Source organism: Runella sp. R5_40 (assembly GCF_057652295.1).
The window spans coordinates 92575-114374 of sequence record NZ_JBYFCH010000012.1 but is presented as its reverse complement, the minus strand read 5'-3'; the positions used below and the strand labels follow the sequence as shown (position 1 = coordinate 114374).

Below are 21800 nucleotides of genomic sequence, written 5' to 3'. Positions count from 1 at the left end.
TTATATAATGCCATACTTTCGTTGTAAGTTGGCTCTTATTTCTTTTAGTATTTTTTCACGTTCTATTTCCATTGCTGCATTCACTCGGGCTTTACATCCTTCACTGTTGTCGCAGTTTTTGAGGAGGGGCTCAAACATATCAACTATGTCGGCATTGATAATGGATTCTGCAATGCGCAGTTCGCTCTGGTAGGCGGTCATGCGTTCAGCCACTTTCTTGGCTTCTTCATTGCCCTGTACGCTAGTGTCTCCCAAACCTGAGTCAATGACGTCATAGTTGCTTGCGTGGATTCCTGAGATTGGAATTCCAAAATTTCCCGAGGTCAACCCTTTGTGATACGTAGATCCGTTGAGTGCCAATCCATAAAGTTTAGCGGTTGCAATTCGGTCTTGGTTAGTCCTAGCACGGCTGATGGAGGATTTCCGAATACTTCCATAAAATTCATTCATCACTGCCCGAAAACCATTCACTTTCTGGTACATGTCTTCCAGCCATTGCATTCGTTCTGCATCAGTCATTTTAGCATGGCGTTGGATGAGTGCATTGGAGGCTGCAATCATAATTGAGCTTCCCTCGTTGTTTATTTTTTGAAACCCTGCCAAAACACGCCCATATTCTCTGGGATGAATGTGTTTATCTTGTGAAATGACTGCGGCCATTTTATTCATGTCTGACATGGCACCTTGGACGTTCCCAACGAGTTCTCGTCCGCGATTGAATTGCTGTACGGCAGAGGCGACTTCCATTAGCTTCTTGACATTCCCCACTAATTCTTTGAAACTAGGGTCTTGAAGTAGCTTGATGGCCGTGGTGATGCCTGTATGAATGGGGTCAGAGACCACAAATTGCGCTTGCGTCCCCGCAGAAATAAAAAGGCTTATCGCAAGGCCTAATAACGTTTTTTTCATAGATGTTCGTTAATGATTCTTAGTTAAATCGTTCCCCTCTCGCCCAGGCTTTGATGCCTGCTTCCGTGTTCCCATGATAGCGATGAAGGGTTAAATCAGCTATTTCTTCTACTTCTCGCTTTTCGGTAGTAAAAGTGGCGTAGGCTGTTTTAGACATTTCAACCCCATAAACTTTCGTGTAATCGCCAATCAATAATGCCATTTCTTTGTATTTGGGGCGATTTGAATCGTTCATTCGATTGATGCTCAAAATGATGTTGGCCTGTTTTTCGGATAAGCCTAGGGTTTGCATAATATCGTCAAAACGCTTTTCGTAGTTTGATTGGTCAAATAAAAATTTGATGGGAGAGTTGTTGATAATTGCATCTTTAACAAAGGCGTTTCCTACCAAATCGTCAACTTCTTGGGTAACTACTCCCAACGAGCCATAGTGCTTTCTTACGGTTTTTGAACACCATTTCAAGAAGGTTGCAAAGTTGTCTTTGGCTAAAGCCTTCCATGCCTCTTCAATCACCAACATTTTTAAGACTCCCCTGACGGTAAATAGTTTACGAACGTAGTTGTTCATAATCATAATGGTAGTAACTGGAAACAAAACGGGGTGGTCTTTGATGTTGTCTAATTCATACACCACAAAGGGGAGTTCCATCAGGTCAATGTTCTGGCGTGAATTGAGCAAATACTCGTATTTCCCGCCTTTAGCGTAAGGACGTAATACGTAGAGGAAGTTCTGTAAATCAAACTCGATGTTAGCCCGCCCTTGATTTTGGGTGAAAATTTTAGGGTAAACCTGCTGGGTATAATCATAAAAGGTATTGAAACAGGGAAAATGTTTACGGCCTCCCTCCCACTCTTTTCTTAGAAATCCAAAATAATTGGAAACGATGTCAGAAATGGTGATTTCCTCAGATTTGGTAGTCAGCTCATTGTCCTTTTTCCAAAGTGCTTCCAATAAATTGGCAATTGATTCTTCTGTTTCGGCATCTGGATGCAACCCTTTGACGTAGAAAGGATTAAAGCTGAGTGGGTTGCTTTCTTCATAAGTAATATAACGCCCGCCCAGGGTATCACAAAGGCGACGATAACTGTGGCCAACATCCACAATGCTGATGTGTACGCCATGAGAACGCAAGTAATAAAACAAGGCATTCATCCCAAATGATTTACCCGAACCAGATGGCCCTACCACCATAAAATTACGGTTGTTAATGAGTCCTTTTTCCATGGGTTTGAAAAAAGGGTCAACCATTATCGGTTTGCCGAAGCGGTCTGTGAGCCGTACTCCATTGGGGGTAAATACGGTATCTTGATAATTGCCTTCCATATTCCATAAGCAAACGGCTTCTTCGGAAAAACACAGTACTAGATTGTCTAACCCAATCTCGGCCGCATTGCCAGGAATGCACGACCAGAAAAGGGTTTCGGCATCCCAATTGGCAATGCGGGGACGAAAGCCCATTCGAGAAATAGCCGATGCGGTTTGGGACCGATATTCTTCCAGTTTTTCTTTATTTTCGTGCCAAGCCAGTACATTATAATGAACTCTCACGGGGCGGCGGCCTTCTGCTTTCATTTCTTCAATAAAGGCGTCTTTGGCCTCGAAGGCGACCATATTCTCTTTTGACCAAGCTGAGAAACTATTGTGCCTGCGCATTTCTGCGGTTAGTTTATTGCTTAAATGGTCTGAATCTTCCAGATAAAATACTTGGTTGTAGATATGATTGCATCCAAGCATGAGCCCCAGTTGCGACCCAAGTGAGGTCGGAAATTTAGTGGAATCTGTGGAGTATTTCTCCAGAATTTGTGCATTACTGAGTGTAGTTGGAAAGTCTTCTAAATCGGCTAGGGTAAAAGTCTGGGTATAGTTGCCCCCTACCCTGAGCTCATCTTTCATTTGAAGATCCTGTAAAGTTGTGTCCGTCAATGAAAGGGTGAAATATTGTTGAAAAATTCCCGACTCAGTCTCACTACCTAACCAATCAACGGGCTTCATTATGTCACACTTGATTTTTGCAGTGGATTCTAATATGGATGAAAATTGGATAACAGTATCCAAAAATTCTTTCCAAAACTTAGCGTCTAAGGCATCTTTAGGCACATAATGATTCTTTAGCAATGACGAGTTGAGACTTTTTCTACGAGTAATTTCTTGGGTAGGTCGAGTGATAAAAACATACGAACGTTGCTCAATATACGTTCTTTCTAAGAAGTGTAACTCATTTTCATAAGCTAGGTAATTGTTATTGGAAATGTAGGCTCTTGTATCATCGCTTAATTGATGACGTTGTTCTAAGAACCAGTCTTGTTTGTGTACAACATATCCATTTGGTAATGTAGCCAATGCCCTGACAAAGGTTGTATGTAGTGTATCATAGTCTGCATCCGAAGGGGTAAACACTTCGGGGAGCTTCAACCTAAAACCAATCGTTAAGTCCGCATTTTTGGAAACCACCACGTTTGTGGATTCATCTACGGCCAAAATTGGGAAAATATGCTCAATATTTTTGATTTTACTTTTGGTCATTTTTTAGTGGCAAGTTTCAATACGGCTTTGACAGGAACAATTTTATGAAAAGGCATTTTTTGATGGATAAAATGAGGTTTTCGCTCTTGAACAGGCTGTTTTTCCATCCCCCATCGGCCATATTTTTTACTCAGGTGAAAAGCTGCGCTAATTGTTGCGCTCAATAAAAGCAACAATAACAAAAAAACGACGATGGAGGGGATACCTATAATGACCAAAATGAGGCAACTAAAAATACTGCCAACGCCTCCTATAGCGCCAAGGTAAAAGTATTTGCCCCGCAAGCCCTTGAACTCTATTTCATGGTCAACTCCTTTGAAAATAATAAATTCTTTCATGTGGCTACGCCCATTTGCTAAAGGTAAGGTTGATAATGTAACCGATTAGAAACAAAAACATGAGTGACCCCAGCCATTTTAAGGCAAATTCATATACATCATCGTCACCATTTTGAATTTTTATAAAAACGCGTATCATACCAATAATGGCAAACACAATGCCTAGATAAACGCTTGCTTGATACACCTCAGGAGCGGCATCTCGTATAACCCCAGCGGCATTGCCAGAGCCAATGTAACCATAGGGGCTTTTGATGCCGAAATCGACGAGTTCTACTAAGCCATAGGAAGTAGCTAGTGCTCCAAACCAATGAATCAGGCTGCTTTCAACACCATCTTGACCTTGGTTCCATCGTTGAAAGATTCGAACCCCACCAATAACTGCCGCAATGGAGAGAAGTGCCACACATATCAATCTAACTTCGTCGTAAATTCCATTGAGGGCATTCATCGAGACATGATTTTATCATTGAGACTTGGATCAAAAACACCTTGTGAGTTGACAATCGCTTGGATAATTCCTCCTAAAATAAGAACAGCAATAATAGCGGCTAACCATCGAGCTGTCATTGACAATATCTCATCACTGCCATTCATTTGCCAATGATTATAAATTCTAAATCCCCCTACCAATGCCAATAACCCACAAACGGTGTAACTAAAGGTGGATACACTTCCAATCATGCCAATCAATGGTTCCGTAATAAGGTGGTCAATCTGGGTGTTGGTCGTATGTCCACTTCCGTTGCCCACAATATCGAGAAAAATCATTTTCATTTTAGAAGAAGACTGCTTGAAGAATAGCGGCGATGGCCAATAAAAACAATACAGCCCCAAACCAGCCAACGGCGTGTTTCTGAACTTCTTGGTCTCCATTTTGCCATTTGTTGTAAACCCGAAAACCACCTACGAGCCCAACGATTGCCGCGACGACGTAAATGAGTGTGGTAACTGGTTCAAAATACCCTTTTACGTCATTGGTTGCCTGAGACAAAGCCTGTGCTCCTGCTTGAATGCCCCGATTTTGAGAATAGACGAATGATGAACATAAGCTCAGAGTCAGCCAAATTGCGTGTTTTTTGCTTGAAAATTTAGAAAGCATAATTTGATGGTTAAAAAACTAATTATCGGATATGTAGGGTTGAAAACCCACTCGTTCATAAATGGCCTGTGTTGATTCTGGCAAATTTGCAATAGCCGTCATATAGTCACAGCCAAGGTCTTTTTGCATTTCACAAACTAGCTCATGCGTGCTTAAAAGTTCTTCTAAGAGTGCGTTATGATTGATTTCGTCTGTTAAATGGTCTTGGCTTTCATTGTCATTGAAGCTATCATTGATGAAGTCTCCACTTCTCTCCTCCTCGTCCAACTCGGTGAATGGCCATTGACTATCTTTGAAATCTAACTCTGCAATTGTCTCAAATTCTTCGCTTATTAGCTCAACGGGTGGTTCAATTTGATTGGCTAGGAGGGTTTGAAACGCCTCGTTTGATGTATCAATCGAATCTACAGTGGGTGTTGATACGTTACTTTTGCTTATTTCAGGGATTGAACTAAAAAAATCAGCTTCTATAATTTCAGGGGCCAGGTTAGGTACTACAGCTGGGGATTTGACCGAAGGGCTTTTGAGGGATATAAATTCTATATCTCCCCTTTGTGGTTTTGCCTTCGTGGGGGATTTGGAGTGAAATAAGAATACACTCCCCGACCATACCACCATGAAAATTAAGCAATACAGGGTGTACTGACCCAATGTAATATATACTAAAATTAGGGTGAACATAAATGTTGGCAAATCAATAAAGATGCAAATTAAATTTAATATAATTTAAAATACAAATTTATTAATATTTAATTATTTGCTATTTTTGCCAAGCTAAAATCCTTCATTAACCGTTATTGGAACATAGATAAGTCTTTTATTCGCGTGGTAAAAGCAGTGAACACCGACAACCATTTTTGTTTTTTCTGTAGGCTTTAGCACCATAAATGTTCCTTGAGGAGTTGTGGTAGTTTGTGCTGTTTTCATTAGTTGAGCGTATTTTTTGTAAGTAGGATATTGGTCAATTAGGCGCAGCATGGTTTGATATTGGGTCAAATTGGTAAAATATATCCAGCCGAAAATAATGAGCAGAGGCAGACTTATGCCAGGTATCCCGAATTTACCAAGCGCGTACCAAAAAGCTTGACGGTCATTTTCAAAGCGGATGACCTTTGCGCGTTCTTTGATACTTTCAGTAACAGATTGTATGGTGTTGTTATTTTTTATCCCCATTTGTTCGATTTCACAAAGAATAGAGGTGACTGTTTCGTCAAGCCTAATCCCGTATTTTTGCTGGTAATGACCCTGCAAGCGTGTCATCTGCTCCGAGGTAATTGGTTTCATAACTTTGCCAATTCGTTTTTTAATTTCATTGCAGTTATGAAATCATATCGTTCTAACCCGTGCCCTAGCTGCACCATTTTTAAAATTTGGTTTCCTACTTGGGTGCTGGTATCTATGTCACCAAAAAAATTAACTTTTAGTTGATGCTGAGTGGCATACGACTGAATTTCAGAAATGAGTTGGGGGTGTTTGTAAAAGCTATATTGATTGATCCAAATGCAAATTGGAAAGGTATTACCAATAATTTGCTGCATCTGCTGAAGGTACTGCGTACAGGCGAAATAGGAAGTATTTCCTGCAATGACAACGTCAAAGATAAATTGGCAATGCAGGTGTTGGGCTAGTTCGTAAAGCTGTTCCGTACTAAAATCAACGGAGAATAAGGCAGGAATTTGTTCGCTCTCTGGCGCGCCAAAGTCTAAATAGCAATTCTCAAAAGGAAGTTGGCTCAAGTCTGTTAATGAAAATAAAAGTTTGTCACGGGTTATTTTCTGACGTTCGTCCAGCATAGAAAGAGCTGCAATCCTTCCAGTACCGCTCAGAAAAGCAAGCTGACGAGAGGACGTCTGTGTAGAGGCATCAACGTCCACGAAATATGTCCCAGGCTGTGATTGGTGTTTGAGCGCCAATAGATAGACTAAAAAAGACTTCCCAACGCCTCCTTTGGCTTGGAGGATAAAGTGAAACTGTTTCATTGTGTTTATAGGAATTTGAGATTTGTTTTGGTCGAATGTTCGTCAGTATGATTTGGGTCAGAAAATGAAAAGTCAGTTTTTGTTTGGTTTTCATTGACTGGCTTGGATGCTGGTAGAGGAGATTGGGTTTGGGATTGAATATGAGGCTCTACTGTAAGAGTAGCGGCAAGAATAGCCATTCGGTGTTTTTGTGTACGAATCCGTTCGATGATTTTTGCACTGATAGTAATACCAAGATCCGCAGTGATTTTATCGGCTACATATCGAGATGAATAAGCAGAGATGATATATGGGCGATAGAAGGCGTACAACATAACATTGCGTTTTCTGACCTTTGATAGTACAGCGTCACAGAGGTCTTTTTTGCTGATAAAGTGTGTTTCCGAAGGTGGCATACGAGGCAAAGAAAGAAGGACAGTTCGTGAATTCAAAAGGAGATTAGCGGGGATAAAAGGAGATTATGGGAGATTAAAAAGAAAGCGAAGCGTTAGCAAGCCATGACTTTGTCCTGACAAAAAATTTACAAATTTTTCGCCAAAGTCGTAGAATGACGCAAGCTATTGAGGAAAAATGAAACCACTAAAAGACGAAAAGATAGAACTACGCTTAACAGGAGAGGAAAAGACGTTAATCGAAAATAAGGCACGGAAGGCGGGAATTTCTGTCAGTGAATATATGAGACAGGTGGCATTAGGGATTGAAGTCACCCAAGCCTTCACCGAGGAACAGCACCGAATTATTGTTGGCGTAGCCAATAACCTTAACCAGCTAACCCGCTTTGCCCACGCTGGTAAATTGAACATAGGTAAAATTAATAAAATCTTGGATACCCTATTCGAGCGCTTAACATGATAGCAAAGACGGTACTTGGAAGTAGTTTTTCGGGAGCAATTTTGTACGGAGCAGCAGAGAAACAACCAACGAAAAAAGCTAAGCTCATTGATACCCATAATGTAATGGGTACAACCGCCGAACATTTTGCACTACAAATGCAAACTTTAGCCAATAGGAGCAAGTGCAAAAATCCTGTATGGCATACTTCGTTGAGCTGGCCCGAGAACGAAGCCATTGATGAGGAAAAAATGCGCAAAGCGGCTCGGTTGTATTGTGAGGGAATTGGTGCAAACTTAGCCCAACATCAAGTGGTTGTTTACCAGCACTTTGACCAAAAACATCCCCATATTCATATTTATTTGAATCGTGTTCCGATTGGTGGCGGAGCTGCATTAGATTCAAGTCATAATTATGCACGCAATGTAAAGGTGTGTCGAGACATTGAAAGAAACTTAAATTTTCAGCCTTTACCAGCGCAAAGAACAAGCCTTTCTGACCATTTACCCCCAAAAATGCAAGCTCGTCAAAAAGTGAAAGAGGCGCTAACTTCTCTATTGATTGCTAAAAAAATCAATAGCATTGATAAGCTCAGCGAGGAGCTGGCCAGCCTTGGGATTGAGAGTCGTTTCAAGTACGACCGTAATGATAAATTGGTGGGCTGTAGTTTTCGGGTCAACGAAGTGGCCATTAAAGGAACCGAAGTAGGTTTTAAAGCAAAGCAGATTGATGAACTTTTAAGCCGCAACGGCATTGATTTATTAAAGACCGACAAGGAGGTTCTGCCTAAAAAGGAAGCAGTACCTTTTGAGCCAGATTACTTGGTTGTTAGGGCATCTGTCAATGAAACCAAGGCCGACTTGTCTAAAATAGAAAAATCTCTTTGGCAAGCTCAAATGCAATTGCGTCAAATAAAGCAAAATGCAAAAACAATGAGCCATAAAAAGCCAGTAAAAAAGTTTAAAAAAATGTAATAAAATATATACAAATAATATTTATTTTGAGTTTATTTGTGAAGTAAATATTACAAAAATCTTCTATGCTAACTCAAGAAAACCTGATTAATTTTTTGAGGCATAACCCTGCCTTAACCGTTTCCACGCTTGAAAAAGAAGCCTCTATTCCAAAAGGAACAATAGCTCAAACCTTGGCGGGGACTCGCAACCTCAGCGAAAAACATCTTGTTGCTTTATTCCCCATCTTATCGAAATATGGGTATTCTGACAGCCTTTATGAAAAAGCCAGGGTGATTTCGATTATCAACCACAAAGGCGGAGTTGGCAAAACGACCACCACTTCTTCTTTGGGAGAGGCACTGGCTAGGCGCGGATTCAAGGTTCTCCTGATTGACTTAGACCCGCAGGGCAACCTAAGTCAGATTTTGGGTATTGATGCTCCCGAGAGCCAAGTGGCCCAAGCACTTTTGAATCACGCGATTCCATTGCCCATTGTTGAAATTTCTGAAAACCTGTATTTATCTCCTTCAGATATTGAGTTGGCCGATGCCGAAATCCAATTGATTTTGAGTGTGGGAGGGGATTTAAGGTTAAAGAACAAATTGCAGCCAATCTTGAGTACCTTTGATTATGTGTTGATTGATTGCCCGCCTTCGTTGAATAAGCTTACCATTTCGGCTATGAATGCTTCAAATAGCTGTCTCATTACGCTCCTGCCTGAAATGTCGGCAGTAAAAGGGCTGAACTCGCTATTGCAGCGGGTGATGGAAGTAAAAACAAACCTAAACGCAGAGCTTGTGGTTGATGGGATTGTTTTTACAATGGTTAAGAAAAATAGTGTTCACGAAGGTATCAAAGAAAATGTCAAGAGCAGTGTGCCATTTCGAGTATTTAATACCGAAATCAAACACTTGGTAGATTTTCAAAAATCACAGATTTTACAAAGCCCCATCGCCAAATTTTCGGATAACTCAGAAGCTGCCAAAAACTACCGAGATTTTTGCGATGAATTTATTCAATACCTACAAGTTGTAAAATAACAAACATGGCCAAGATAGATTTTAAAGCAGCGATAAGCCAAAAAACGCAGCAATCGCTCAACAATAGTTACATTAGCTCCGAGCAAATCAAACAGAGTATTGTTGTTTTAGAGGAACTCCGAAGCTTCATTCCGTCTCCAACTAATGAAGAACTGACTCAGCTGGAAGCGAACATTATAAAAAATGGCTGCAAAGATGCTCTTTTACTTTGGGAAACTACACAGCGGGTAATTGACGAAAATTCCCTAACCCCTGATGCGCCCGTTTATATTTTGGTGGATGGGCACAACCGTTTCAAAATTTGTAGAGAACGGGGAATCAATTTTAACGTTCAGGTGATGCGTTTTGAATCTTTGAAAGAGGTCAAGGATTACATGATTGATTTGCAGCTCGGGCGGCGTAATCTAACGCCTCAACAGGCTTCTTATTTTAGAGGGTTACGGTATAATATTGAGAAGGCTGAAAAGGGGAAATATGATCGAAAAGAGCATAAGTATCAGAATGATACTTATGCTAAAATGACCATTGAAGATAATAAGTTTCAAAATGATACTTATGCTAAAACGGCTAATGAAAACGATAAGTCTCAAAATGATACTTATGGCCAAAACGCTGAAAATGAAGGCTCTACTTCCGAAAAATTAGCACAAGAATATAAGGTGAGTCGGGCTACGATAATGCGAGATGCAGAATTCGCAGCAGGTCTTGATCAACTGCAACCAATGCTGAAACAAGCAATTTTGAATGGCGAAATTAAGATTGGGAAAACGGATATTCAAAAACTGGCTAAACGGAAAGAAAAAGACTTAGTTGAGAATGTAGAAGAGTTAGAAAATGTTCTTTCGGGAGATGATGAGCCGAAAGTAATTGATAAATCCCGCAATGCTCTTCAGAAGCAGTTGACAGCTACAATGACCAAAATATTGAAGGCTCCTAAAATTTCGGTAAAGGATTTGGAGCGTTTGATTGAAGTCGCCACAGAATTGAAAAAGATACTTTAGAACATAGGGGTAGGAGGGAAGCTTTAAATAAATAAGTTTTAATCTACGCACACTGATTGGTTCCGATTAGCAACGCATCAGAACCAATCAGCTTCTTCATCCCACTTAACAGATGGTCTTTTGAATGGTTTTATACTCTATATCTCGCTGAATCGTTGTTTTTTTTACAGTTTCAGCGAGATATATTATTGTAATTCGCTAAAATGTGTCATATTTGTGCGTTTCAGCGAGATAAATAAAGATTTGTTAAATGATTGGAAGAATAGATGAAGTAAAGATATTGCAAGATTTGCTTCAAAGCCCCAAAGCAGAAATGCTGGCTATTTATGGACGTAGGCGGGTGGGAAAAACCTATTTAATCAAAAATGTGTATCAGCGTAATATTAGTTTTGAGTTTACGGGTACTCAAAATGCAACGCTCTCTAATCAGCTCTTTAAGTTTACCGAAAAGATAAAAGAATATTTCGGTGATTTAGGAAAGATTAAAACAGCTAAAACATGGTATGAAGCTTTTTATCAACTGAAAATATGTTTGTCTAAATCAACCCAAAAACAGGTTGTTTTCTTTGATGAATTGCCTTGGATTGACACACCACGGTCAAATTTTTTAGAGGAGTTGGGCTATTGGTGGAATGACTGGGCTTCTCGTCAAAATATTGTTGTAGTCGTGTGTGGCTCGGCAGCTTCTTGGATGCTCAAAAAATTGATTAATCACAAAGGCGGGTTACACAATCGAGTGACTAAAAAAATCAATTTGAAACCATTTACATTGGCTGAAACTAAATTATATCTTGAACGCCTGAATATACGGTGGGATGATTACCAAATTATCCAGTTTTATATGTCCGTGGGGGGTATTCCAACCTACTTACAAGAGGTAAAACAAGGTGAAACCCCTACACAAACAATTGATAGACTGTTTTTTACAAAAGATGGGTCACTTAGATACGAATTCGCCAACCTCTATGCCGCCCTGTTTGACAATTATCAAAATCATATCGAAATCATAAAATTACTTGCTGGAAAATGGCGGGGTATTACTAGACAAGAAATCATTGCTGGTTCAAAATTTAAAGATGGCGGTGGATTAAGCAAAATATTAGAAGAATTGGAAGCATCGTCATTTATCATGGGCATACCGTCTTTTCAGAAAAAAAGTAAAGATTTTGTATATCGTCTTACGGACGAATATTCTTTGTTCTACCTAAAATTTATTGAAGGGAAAGCGATTACGGGAAAAAATATTTGGCTAAAACAGTCTTCGGAAGAACAATACAGTGTTTGGGCTGGGTATGCCTTTGAAAATTTATGTATCAAACACGTTGAGGCTATCAAAATGGCGTTGGGTATATCTGGTATTTATACGGAAACATCAAGTTATTTTCATAAAGGCAATGAGGAGTATGAAGGTTTTCAATTGGATATGCTTATAGATAGGGCTGACCGCGCTATCAATTTATGTGAAATTAAGTTTTACAACGACGATTTGTCGATAAACGAAGCATATGCGGGGCGTTTACGGCAGCGAAGAGAACAGTTTAGAAACCTTTTAAAAACAAAAAAAGCCCTTTTTAATACCCTCATCACGACTTACGGAGTAAAGCAGAGCAAAAACAGTAGTAGCCAAATTGATCATATAGTCACAATGGATAAGCTATTTATTTTGGATAGTTTCGATTGAAAAACTTGTTTTATAATCGACAAATAAGAGTGACACGTGTGAGTGAGCCTCATTAAACCTTTCATAACCTTTGTCTTGCCTTCATTGGACAGGCCGAAGGTTATGGCTTCAAATTTGTAAGTCTTCTGTCATTGCGTACTCCGATGTGTTGCTAATCGGAACCAATCAGCTTCTTCATCCCACTTAACAGAGTGGAATATATCCCCTGAGCTTATACCTCTCCACAAGTAAACATAATGGGTTATATAAAGTTTTGCAAGTGTCTGACAATTAGAGTTTTGTCTTGATTTGTGTCCGTTTTTGTTGTACCTTTATATTATCAAATAAGGAGGAACAAACCCCAAATTTGAGGGACTGATACCCGACAGTCGTTTTAGTTCGGGCAAAGCTTTTCTTTTAAAACTCATTTATTATGTTTTCCAAATCAAAAAATGTAGCCGAATTGGCTGCCCAGAATTCTCATGTCCAAATTTTAAACCCTGATTTCGGCGATGAAATTCTTTACATTGAAGGACAACCCCGTGATTATCGCTTTGATGCCCGTAACGGTACGTTTAAATTAGGGGAAGAAGAGATTTTGACAGACCATAATGGCCAACCATTGAAATCGTTTACTTTTCAGCCATTGGCGTGGCGTATTTTTACGGATACCCTATTTGGTAGAGAAAGGGAAGAAACTTGGGCAGAAATTTTTTTCATTGATAGTGAAAACTGCTTGTCGGTCATTATGTTCAATAACAGTTCGGTAAAAGAGCTTCAAAAACTGATACAACCGCTTTTCTATAAGCGTAAAAAACTATCAGAAGTAGTGTTGACCATGACGCCTGAATCGCATGAAAACACCAAAATCAAGCCCAAAGCCACCTATTTTATTGCTAAGTTTAAAATGGAAGATGCCATGCCTGAGCGCATTGAAGCCTTTGGGCAATATGCAGACTGTAATCGTATTTACCGATTAGATACTCTAACTAACGGCGCTATTTACCATTTTGTCGCAGATTGTTTCTATAATGCTTTAGCCGAGCAAGAAAAAGAAGAACCTACTATCGAAGAGTTCAAACAAGCAGCATAGATAAATATAAGTGAGGGGGTAAAGTACAACCCTCTCATTTTTAAACCTCCAATATCTTTCTAAATTACCATAAGAACATGAAAATGCCCGTAATATTTCAATCAAGTTGGGATGTTGTAGAAAAGCCTATATATTCCAACAATCAAGTAGTTAATGGTTACAAGGCCATTTTTAGAAGTGATAATAACCACTTACTTAACGTCTGTAAAGATTCATATACCCCTACTTCCAACGAACGATTTATGGAGGTAGTCCAAAAAATGAATGACATCACGGGGTTTCCTATCAAGTGTTTTGATGAATTTGACGGGGGTAAGAAAGTATTGGCTTTTTTACAATGCACCGAACCGATTCAAGTAGGAGGACATAGTTTTGAAGACTACTTAATGATTGGCAACAGCCATGATAGTAGTACTGGTTTTTTTATGGGAAATTCAAATATGATGATTCGTTGTAAAAATCGGTTTTCAAAGGTATTTCGTCAGTTAAAAGTTCATCACACCAAGAACCACGACACTAAAATAAACCAGTTATTACGCTATTTTGAAACGTTTATGGAGGAGCGTACAAAACTGTTTGACCAATTTGAACGCTTGGGTAATGTCCAAATAGATGAAAGTATTAAGTCTGCTTTAACCGAACGATTAACGCGTATGACGCAAGAGGAAAAGTTGGGGAAGACAGAACTTTCAACCCGCAAAACCAATGTAATAAATGCCATGAACTACTCAATAGAACGAGAGTGTGCAGACTTGGGAGACAATCTATTTGGGTTATTAAATGGCATAACCCACTACACTACGCACATTAAAAAGCCAAAAGAAGTCGTGTTTGGTAATGCGGTAGGTAGTTTAGCTCGCATGAATGAAGACGCTTTTCGGTTTTGCCTTGAAATGGCTTAAAAATGAAACAGACTTTGGGGACTAATCAAAACACCCAATCTATACCTTTATAAACCACTAAATTTAATCAAAAATGAACATTGTACCATTCCTAAGTGATACCCAGTACCGCCAACTTCCCCGTATAGCCAATTCGGATTTAAGTGAATTTCGTGACCACCTGTTTGGTTTAAAGAGTTTCAAACCTGAAAAAGCCTTTGCTTTTGGAAGCACATTACATGAACTGATTTTAGAGCCTAAGAAACAGACGGTTATTCCCGAAGATATGGATGCGGATTTACTAAATATTTTAAAAGAAAAAGTGCTGAAAAATCGTTTTTGCAGTTGGCTAAGGCAGTTTGCAAGAAAAGAAAGTGTCTGCCTATTTACCAATCCAGCGACAGGCTTACCTTGCAAATCAAAGCTAGATTTGGTGTATAAGAAAAGTTTGGTAGTTGATTTAAAAACAACCAGCCAGCGCACATACGCCGCTTTTGTAAAAAGTTGCCATACATACGATTACGACCGCCAAGCTGCGTATTATCTGGATGGAGTAGGAGGGAAGCGATTTGTTTTTGTCGGTATTCAGAAAATACATCCGTACGATTTGTTTATCTATGAACCGAGTCGGGAGTTTATAGCAGAAGGCAGAAATAAATATGAATGTCTTTTGGAAGCATGGCAAGAAGTTGGTTTTACACCCAGTAGTTGGCAAAGAACTGAATCAAAACAACCATTTTTACAAGCTGCTTAAAGAAAGAGGCTGTCTCAAAAGGATAGCCTCTTTTTTATGTTCATTTTCATAGAAATCTATAATTTTCTATCCTTGGCTTCCCAAAGCCAAATTTGAAGAATTTTAAACGTTTTAAGCGATGTAGATTGTTGAAAAGGTCTAAAAATACACTATTGTTGTTCGATTTTTCAGCAAGCCTTTTTGCCCATTTTCTAAAATTATGCCCCAGAGCCATCAAGCCAAACTCAATATTGACTTTCTGTAAACCTCTCAAAGTAAATCGGTTAAATTTATTGTTTGATTTCAATTGCCCAAATACGGCTTCTACCTCAACAGGTCTTTTACTTCGCTGTTCTATGCCTGCTGGACTCAGCAGTAATGCTCTTGCTTTGGCTTTGAGTTCATTAAGCCGATGATTGACTTCCAATCGTCGATTAGTTTTAGCTTGATAACACATGCCTCTAAGTGGACAACCTCGGCAGTTTTTTGCCTGATAAATACTAACATTTGACTCATAACCATTGCTACTGGTACGTTTGGCATCACACACTTTCTCCATGCGTTGCCCCATAGGACAGACATAAAAATCATTCTCTTGATTGTAGAATAGATTTTGTAGTCCGAATGGATTATTCTTAAAACTTCTCTTTTGTTCCTTATGGAAATAACTAAACTTGACAAAGGCTTCAATAGTAGCTTTTTCCAACATTTCATAATTTTCTTCGCTCCCATAACCTGCATCCGCCACTACCTGCTTACTCTGCTTATTGTATTTTTGCTTAAATCCCTCTAAATGAGCAGATAAAGTAGTTGTATCGTTGGCTTTTTGATGGATACTGAAATGGGTGATATATTGATTCTCCGTCGATATTTGGGGGTTATAGGCTGGTTTTAGTTGACCATTTTTCATGTGATCCTCTTTCATACGCATAAAAGTAGCATCCTCATCGGTTTTGCTAAAACTGTTCCTATCACCCAAGGTTTGGAGTTGTTGTTCGTATTTCTCTAAACGAGGAAGATGTTCATTTTGAAGCTTCTCAATTTGCTTTTGAGTAGATTTGGGCGATTCTTTTAACTTCTGATTAATCTCTCCAAGTTTCTCTTTTAGTAGATTAGAATCAATTTTTTGGGGAATTTCTTGTTGATTAGATTCTTGATTATCTTGTTGGATTTGTTGGTCAATGTCTCCCAATACTTTTTTAATCTTCTCCTCCAACTTAGCCTTATTCTTTTCTACCGAACCACGCCATACAAAAGTATATTTATTGGCGGATGACTCTATTTTAGTGCCGTCAATGTATTGAATATCAAGACTTAATACTTGCAACTCTTGAAGCATTTTAACCACTTCGGCAAATAAATCATGGATATGATGTTTAAGTTTTTGCCCCCTAAAATTATTAATCGTCCTAAAATCAGGAGTAGAGTTGCCTGAAATCCACATAAAGTGTATGTTCTCATGGAGTGCTTTGGCAATTTTACGACAAGAATAAACATTGCTCAAATAGCTGTAAAACAACACTTTAATCATCATTTTGGGAGCAAAAGCGGTGGTACCACCACCTTTATATTCGGCAGTGATGTTGGAGATGTCCAATTTATCGACCACATCACTTATCAAGTGAACTGGATGATTTTTAGGAATTCTCTCAAAGATATTGACAGGAAATAGTTCAGGACTATTTAGCGGGAGTGGTTTGAAAAGTGCCTTTGCCATAATCAAATATTGATACAGCTAATATACTAAATATCAGGTAGATAACCAAACAAAAAGAGGCCGCCAAATACTTTTTGGACAGCCTCAAGTGAAAAGAACAGAGGGGAGGAATAATGGTTAGCTCAAGAGAAAGTAAGATGGTACTAAATAAATGATGTTACGCTCAGGTATAGCCTAAGCAAATAATAATTGTTCGCTCTTAGGTAGAAGCAAGGAGCTGGCACAAATCACTACCTTATCGGCAAAAAGATGCAGATAAATCTATTGAAATTGATGGACGAGTAGGCCTCTACGACAGCTACCCATATCGCCAAAGGTATGAGTACTGTAAATGCAGCAACCACTTTGAAGACCTTACGGATACGGTATATCAGACTTGTCGGCGTTGTTAATTCTGCCATTTAAAGGGTGAATATGCACGAGACGAGGATGGTGACGGGTTTAGCGAGGTTCACGTCAACATGCAAGAGGGCATTGGGTATGTTCTGCGTTCATGGATTCGCCCACACCGTGGCATCAGTCAGAAAAAAGGCTATTTTGGGAGACTTGTTGGCCACCATTTTAGCACCCGATTTGCAGAAAATAGAAGATGTATTTCCAGCTTCTTGATTCTACCTAAGAGTCAAAGAAAATTTGCTCATGCGTTCAACCTGCATGAATCATAAAAAGCGCTCCGATTTGAGAGAATTCATAGCGGAATCAATTTTCAAAGTTCTGCCGAGTTTCTTCTTCAAAAAGGAATCAATATGAGAAATAATCCCGTTAACCGACAAAAAATCTGTTTATCAGTAGGTTAATCCTGAAAGCAATAAAATAACTAAAATTACACTACGATTGTTTGCTCTCAATTAGTGGATTTTAAGGTAAACTTCTGATTATCAAAGTATAAGAACGTTGCTTGTTAAACTTCCCATTGAGAGCCATCTAAAAGATGGTCTATTTCGTTTGAATCTAAATGGCTATCAGAATTTGTGTTTTCATTCATAAAATCTTCTAATAACACAGAGATTTCTTGTGTATCGTCACTTTCTCTAAAAGAAGTAAAGTTCTCGTCTGATTCAGCCGATAAAAAATATTGATAGAACATTTCGTTGCGATAGGTGAGGGGCATATCACCAGAAAACCTCTCTGAATGAAGACTCACGGTCACCCAATCTTCTTTTAGCACCGCCTCAACTAAAGTTGGAAACCTACTCAATCCTGCATTATAAGTGTAATCAAATAGAATTTCTTTTTGGCGGCTATCAAGTGTCGCGACGTCTATCATTTTGAGTTGAGGGTCTTCGTGATGCTCAATAAAATTTTGTAGTTGGGACATCATTCTATGTTCATATTCAGGAACTAAGACTTGGTTGTAAAGGAATTCTTGTTGCTCTTCACTGATAAAAATACCGCCATGTTGGTAAATCCATTTCTGAGCTTCATATCCTGAAAGGGAAGCTGCCTCTGATAATACTTGGGCAGTTTGATGGTCAATTCCTGCTTTTGTCAAATCTTCAAAGACTTCTAAAGGGGTTCTTAAACTCAAATCGTACCCTGGGCCAATCGTAACACCCGAATTACCGCCAGGGAAGTGAGGCACAAGGCTTTGCCCTTGATGGCCTATTTCATGATGATATGTAAAGGGATATTTTGTCATAATTTCACGTTTTTGAGTTTGTCAATCAAATCTCTTTTCATAAGACTGCCCAGATCTAACTGTAATGGCTCCTTTCCCTCCCTCTGGTACACCTATACCATTCGTATTTTCCAATCTAAATAGCCTACCTTCACCTGTTGGTATTTTGTATATATTTTTTCTGCCAATCTCTGCAGTGGATGGTTGTAGTTCATTATCAATATATACTTTAAAACTATAGGTAGAAGTATATATTACCAAATAACCATAAGGCAATGAGTTTTGAGGTTGAGGTAAACTGGGTGAAACTACTTTTTTTGGTAAACTTCCAGAATTAATAGGTTGAGGTAAGGTTTTTAAAGTGTCTTTTGAGGGTAATGTAATAGAGTTCACTTTTGAGACTGTATCTACGGTTACTTTTGGGGTTAAAAGTGGGGTAGGCTCTTTCTGTTTATTCCAAATCCACCAAAATATTCCAAAGGTAAAGATAACAGCTAATGCCAAAAAGGCTTTTTCCCATGGCCATCGCTTTGTAGGGGTTGGCTCAATTACTTCATCTCTTTTGGGAGTTTCTGGGGGAGGAACCTCTTTGATTTCTTGTATAGGGGGAATTACTTGAGTTCTTCCATCGTAAAGGTTTGGTATGGGTGGCGGTGGAGGTGGGGTTGATTTTTTCTTATTTTCTTTGGGTTGAGGCTCTTTTTCTATGATAGAAAGCAATTCTTCTGCTCTTTTGACACGCACTTCAGGATTGACTATCAAACATTTTGTGATTATAGTTTGGAAAGGTTCTCCTATGGAATTGATGTCTTGGGGCAGTGTACCCGACAAAATTAAGCCTCTCATCTTGCTCGAAGCGTCCCACTCTCCGCTACTTCCTTCGGTATTGAACGGAAGCCGCCCTGTCACTATTTTGTATGTCATTACCCCAAACGCCCACAAATCGGCATTTGGACGAATTGCTTGTTTATCTAAAAGTTGCTCTGGCGAAGCATAGCTTGGTGTTACTGCAATCTGAGAATTGTCAACAACAAAGGTTTTGTCAGCATCAATCAAACGACTCAATCCAAAATCAGCAATAACAGGCAACCATGTTCCGTCAGTATTCCTGTCCATCAGTACATTGGCTGCTTTGAAGTCTCGATGAATGATAGGCACTTGGTGTAAGTGTGCCAACCCTTTCAATATACCCTTCAATATTTGTTGCTTTTCGGTATCACTCAGTTGATGTCGCACAAGTACATTGTCGAGGTTCCCTTCGGCATAATACTTCATAATAGCATAGTCAAATGTTCCAGCACGGTCGCTAATTCGATATACATTTTCATATCGAATGATATTAGGATGCACATCAATTTCGTTGGCTACTTTGACTTCTCTTTCAAGGTCAAATTTTGAAAATGCTCCCACTTCACTACGTTTCATGGCTACGTAGCGTTTACGCACTTTGTCATATACTTTGTGAACGCTACTAAAACCACCCCGACCTAGCAGGCTGCCAGACATAGAGGGATTGAATTCAAAGCGATCGTAAAACTCTTCTGTGGTCATGTTTACATTTTAAAATTTTATTGTTACTCCTGCCGATGGACCTCCCCACTCATTAGTTTCAAGTTTTAGCTGGATGGCTTCGTTTCGGGGCTGTAGTAATTGAGGACCAACCAGAAAAATGTCTGCGACTGCTACTAAAATCCCTCCAATGAGCATCGTTTGTCCCAAACGTTTTTGACGATTAGCTTTGCTCAAATCAGCGTTGGCTTGCTCCAAAAAAGAATTATACCGAGCTTGAAGGCTACTATCGTTTACTTTTAGATTGAGTCCATCTTCATGAATCCAGTTACGTTGTTGATATAAGGCATAACTTTCTTGACTATAGGTTTTTAAAAGGGTACTCCAGTAGTACATCCCCGCCCCAGCGACCAAGCCACCCCCAAACATCAACAAGGCACCGCCGTTCAGTCTCTTACCTTTTGGTTCTTTCTTTACCAGGGGAGTTACTTTCTTTTTGAGTGAGTCGGGGCTTATGATAGTGAGGGCATCTGCTAATGCTAAGAAAACACTTATCTCTACTTCTTCGTCAATGCGTACGTTGTCAGCAATGACATCCCACAAAATGGTTTTTTTTGACCCTGGTTTAATATTACGACCGATGTCTCCTGAAAGGGATTGAGCTTTGAGTTTTCCAGATTTTTTGCCGACAGCCGTTACATAAATAGAATCAGATAAACGTACCCCAAAAACATCGTAGTTGATTTCAATCATTTTGAGTTCGGCGTTGATTTTGAAGCGAACGTTGGTGAGGCGTGGTTGCGCAGCGGCCATCCCTCCCCAAAACATCAAACCAAACCAAAATAGTAAATTTATTTTCATACCGTCCACTGTTTTTAATCTACGATGATGGATGTTTCGCGTTCTGTCTGCATAAAGCATCGGTTAGTAAGTACTGCTCGGATCTTAAAACTACCCCTTTTATCAAATTGATACGAGACCCGCTGTGCCACAAAAGTGCGCTCATCTATGACCCACGCCACACTCACTGGCTCGGTATTGATGTCATTGCTACTATTTGAAAGTGAAAACTCCCACCGTAGATTAGCCCCTTTGGTGGCTATAACTTGGTTGGAAGGAGGTTGTTTACACCGCTCTACTTGAAAATCAATCTTCTCATACTTGGTACAACCGAGTAGCCAAAATGTTGACAATAGGTTAATAGTCAAGGTTTTAACTTTCATTTTTGTAGTAAAAGGTACAAAAAATAATTTCTGATAATTTTACAATATGCGCTACTCACCAAAAACGTATGCAAATACGAAAAAACAAGTAATATAAAAAATACGTCATTTGACGTATTTTTTCATGTTTAGTTTTTTGCTAATGTTGCGATGTTAAATGGCAGTACTATTTACTCGCTTTGAAACATGTGGTTATAATGAAAACATTTACGCCGAGACTTATTTCTTTTAAAATTATTCTTTCCTTATCAATTTTATTGGGCAATTATAATGTACGAGCTGGCTATTATAGTGGAAATCCCGGAGAATTTTCTTTTGGTTTTAATCCTTCAGGATGCACTAATAATACTTCGACTATCTCCAATATATCAATTAGATTTAACTCGCGCAGTGAAGCATATATAAAATTTAATGTTGTTTTTACTGTTACAGGCGGTAATTATTCTGATACATATGAGGAATATGCATCTATTTCTGGAGGTACAGCTAATTTTCCAACATCAGGCTTTTACCATTGGTGTGGTTCAAATATAGAATCAAAGACAACGAGATGGAAAGCTACACTAAGCAATATAAGTTTTACTGGTAATGAAACGATTAATTGTACTTTAACTGTAAGTACAACAGGTTATGCTCCCGGTTCTTCAGGATCTCGTCCTGTTTCTTTAACTTTTCGAGGAAGTACA

At 39.1% G+C, this 21800-nt stretch carries 23 protein-coding genes; 8 read left to right on the top strand and 15 right to left on the bottom strand.

Features of this window, described 5'->3' with window-relative positions:
- The 10 genes from AC23N5_RS19860 to AC23N5_RS19815 all read right to left on the bottom strand — a co-directional run bounded on the left by AC23N5_RS19860 (position 1) and on the right by AC23N5_RS19815 (position 7283).
- On the bottom strand, positions 1 to 909 hold the full coding sequence (locus AC23N5_RS19860) for a hypothetical protein (RefSeq protein ID WP_487756943.1): 909 nt from the start codon (positions 907 to 909) through the stop codon (positions 1 to 3).
- Positions 910 to 928: 19 nt separating this feature from the next.
- On the bottom strand, positions 929 to 3433 hold the full coding sequence (locus AC23N5_RS19855) for a TraG family conjugative transposon ATPase (RefSeq protein WP_487756942.1): 2505 nt from the start codon (positions 3431 to 3433) through the stop codon (positions 929 to 931).
- Complete coding sequence (locus AC23N5_RS19850; RefSeq protein ID WP_028524419.1) at positions 3430 to 3771, bottom strand: DUF4133 domain-containing protein; 342 nt, start codon at positions 3769 to 3771, stop codon at positions 3430 to 3432. Before AC23N5_RS19850 ends, AC23N5_RS19855 begins: the two co-directional genes overlap by 4 nt.
- A 4-nt stretch (positions 3772 to 3775) precedes the next feature.
- Positions 3776 to 4222 carry a DUF4134 family protein gene (locus AC23N5_RS19845; RefSeq protein ID WP_487756941.1) on the bottom strand — a complete coding sequence of 149 codons (447 nt, stop codon included), beginning with the start codon at positions 4220 to 4222 and terminating at the stop codon, positions 3776 to 3778.
- Positions 4219 to 4548: a DUF4134 family protein gene (locus AC23N5_RS19840; protein WP_221225785.1), complete on the bottom strand. Its 330-nt coding sequence runs from the start codon at positions 4546 to 4548 to the stop codon at positions 4219 to 4221. Before AC23N5_RS19840 ends, AC23N5_RS19845 begins: the two co-directional genes overlap by 4 nt.
- A gap of 1 nt (position 4549) precedes the next feature.
- Positions 4550 to 4873, bottom strand: a complete 324-nt coding sequence (locus AC23N5_RS19835; protein ID WP_487756940.1) for a DUF4134 domain-containing protein — start codon at positions 4871 to 4873, stop codon at positions 4550 to 4552.
- Between the two features lie 18 nt (positions 4874 to 4891).
- Positions 4892 to 5554, bottom strand: a complete 663-nt coding sequence (locus AC23N5_RS19830; RefSeq protein ID WP_487756939.1) for a hypothetical protein — start codon at positions 5552 to 5554, stop codon at positions 4892 to 4894.
- Between the two features lie 93 nt (positions 5555 to 5647).
- Complete coding sequence (locus tag AC23N5_RS19825; RefSeq protein ID WP_487756938.1) at positions 5648 to 6157, bottom strand: hypothetical protein; 510 nt, start codon at positions 6155 to 6157, stop codon at positions 5648 to 5650.
- Positions 6154 to 6852, bottom strand: coding sequence for a P-loop NTPase family protein (locus AC23N5_RS19820; protein ID WP_487756937.1), 699 nt, complete (start codon positions 6850 to 6852; stop codon positions 6154 to 6156). The genes AC23N5_RS19825 and AC23N5_RS19820 overlap by 4 nt, the downstream gene beginning before the upstream one ends.
- Before the next feature lie 5 nt (positions 6853 to 6857).
- Positions 6858 to 7283 carry a hypothetical protein gene (locus tag AC23N5_RS19815; protein WP_487756936.1) on the bottom strand — a complete coding sequence of 142 codons (426 nt, stop codon included), beginning with the start codon at positions 7281 to 7283 and terminating at the stop codon, positions 6858 to 6860.
- A gap of 139 nt (positions 7284 to 7422) precedes the next feature.
- On the opposite strand from AC23N5_RS19815, the gene AC23N5_RS19810 reads away from it, so the two are divergent.
- The 8 genes from AC23N5_RS19810 (at position 7423) to AC23N5_RS19775 (ending at position 15068) form a co-directional block, all read left to right on the top strand.
- Positions 7423 to 7704, top strand: a complete 282-nt coding sequence (locus AC23N5_RS19810; protein WP_487756935.1) for a plasmid mobilization protein — start codon at positions 7423 to 7425, stop codon at positions 7702 to 7704.
- Between the two features lie 41 nt (positions 7705 to 7745).
- The gene (locus AC23N5_RS19805) at positions 7746 to 8657 is read left to right on the top strand and encodes a relaxase/mobilization nuclease domain-containing protein (protein WP_487756934.1); all 912 of its coding nucleotides are present in this window, start codon (positions 7746 to 7748) and stop codon (positions 8655 to 8657) included.
- Between the two features lie 65 nt (positions 8658 to 8722).
- A complete protein-coding gene (locus AC23N5_RS19800) occupies positions 8723 to 9679 on the top strand; it encodes a ParA family protein (RefSeq protein ID WP_028524410.1) in 957 nt (318 codons plus the stop codon).
- A gap of 5 nt (positions 9680 to 9684) precedes the next feature.
- Complete coding sequence (locus AC23N5_RS19795) at positions 9685 to 10680, top strand: hypothetical protein (protein WP_487756933.1); 996 nt, start codon at positions 9685 to 9687, stop codon at positions 10678 to 10680.
- Positions 10681 to 10930: 250 nt separating this feature from the next.
- Positions 10931 to 12361, top strand: a complete 1431-nt coding sequence (locus AC23N5_RS19790; RefSeq protein ID WP_487756932.1) for an AAA family ATPase — start codon at positions 10931 to 10933, stop codon at positions 12359 to 12361.
- A gap of 412 nt (positions 12362 to 12773) precedes the next feature.
- Positions 12774 to 13433 (top strand): hypothetical protein, encoded by a 660-nt coding sequence (locus AC23N5_RS19785; RefSeq protein ID WP_487756931.1) that lies wholly within the window; start codon positions 12774 to 12776, stop codon positions 13431 to 13433.
- 83 nt (positions 13434 to 13516) lie between these two features.
- Positions 13517 to 14335, top strand: a complete 819-nt coding sequence (locus AC23N5_RS19780) for a DUF932 domain-containing protein (RefSeq protein ID WP_487756930.1) — start codon at positions 13517 to 13519, stop codon at positions 14333 to 14335.
- A 73-nt stretch (positions 14336 to 14408) separates the two neighbouring features.
- Positions 14409 to 15068 carry a PD-(D/E)XK nuclease-like domain-containing protein gene (locus AC23N5_RS19775; RefSeq protein WP_183980053.1) on the top strand — a complete coding sequence of 220 codons (660 nt, stop codon included), beginning with the start codon at positions 14409 to 14411 and terminating at the stop codon, positions 15066 to 15068.
- 46 nt (positions 15069 to 15114) lie between these two features.
- Here AC23N5_RS19775 and AC23N5_RS19770 read toward each other — a convergent pair whose 3' ends face one another.
- The 5 genes from AC23N5_RS19770 to AC23N5_RS19750 form a co-directional block, all read right to left on the bottom strand.
- The gene (locus AC23N5_RS19770) at positions 15115 to 16764 is read right to left on the bottom strand and encodes an IS1182 family transposase (RefSeq protein WP_487756929.1); all 1650 of its coding nucleotides are present in this window, start codon (positions 16762 to 16764) and stop codon (positions 15115 to 15117) included.
- 901 nt (positions 16765 to 17665) lie between these two features.
- On the bottom strand, positions 17666 to 18403 hold the full coding sequence (locus AC23N5_RS19765; protein WP_487756928.1) for a lysozyme family protein: 738 nt from the start codon (positions 18401 to 18403) through the stop codon (positions 17666 to 17668).
- Between the two features lie 21 nt (positions 18404 to 18424).
- Positions 18425 to 19933 (bottom strand): serine/threonine-protein kinase, encoded by a 1509-nt coding sequence (locus AC23N5_RS19760; RefSeq protein WP_487756927.1) that lies wholly within the window; start codon positions 19931 to 19933, stop codon positions 18425 to 18427.
- 9 nt (positions 19934 to 19942) lie between these two features.
- Positions 19943 to 20752 carry a hypothetical protein gene (locus AC23N5_RS19755; RefSeq protein WP_487756926.1) on the bottom strand — a complete coding sequence of 270 codons (810 nt, stop codon included), beginning with the start codon at positions 20750 to 20752 and terminating at the stop codon, positions 19943 to 19945.
- Between the two features lie 14 nt (positions 20753 to 20766).
- Positions 20767 to 21114 (bottom strand): hypothetical protein, encoded by a 348-nt coding sequence (locus AC23N5_RS19750; protein WP_487756925.1) that lies wholly within the window; start codon positions 21112 to 21114, stop codon positions 20767 to 20769.
- Between the last annotated feature and the right edge of the window lie 686 nt (positions 21115 to 21800).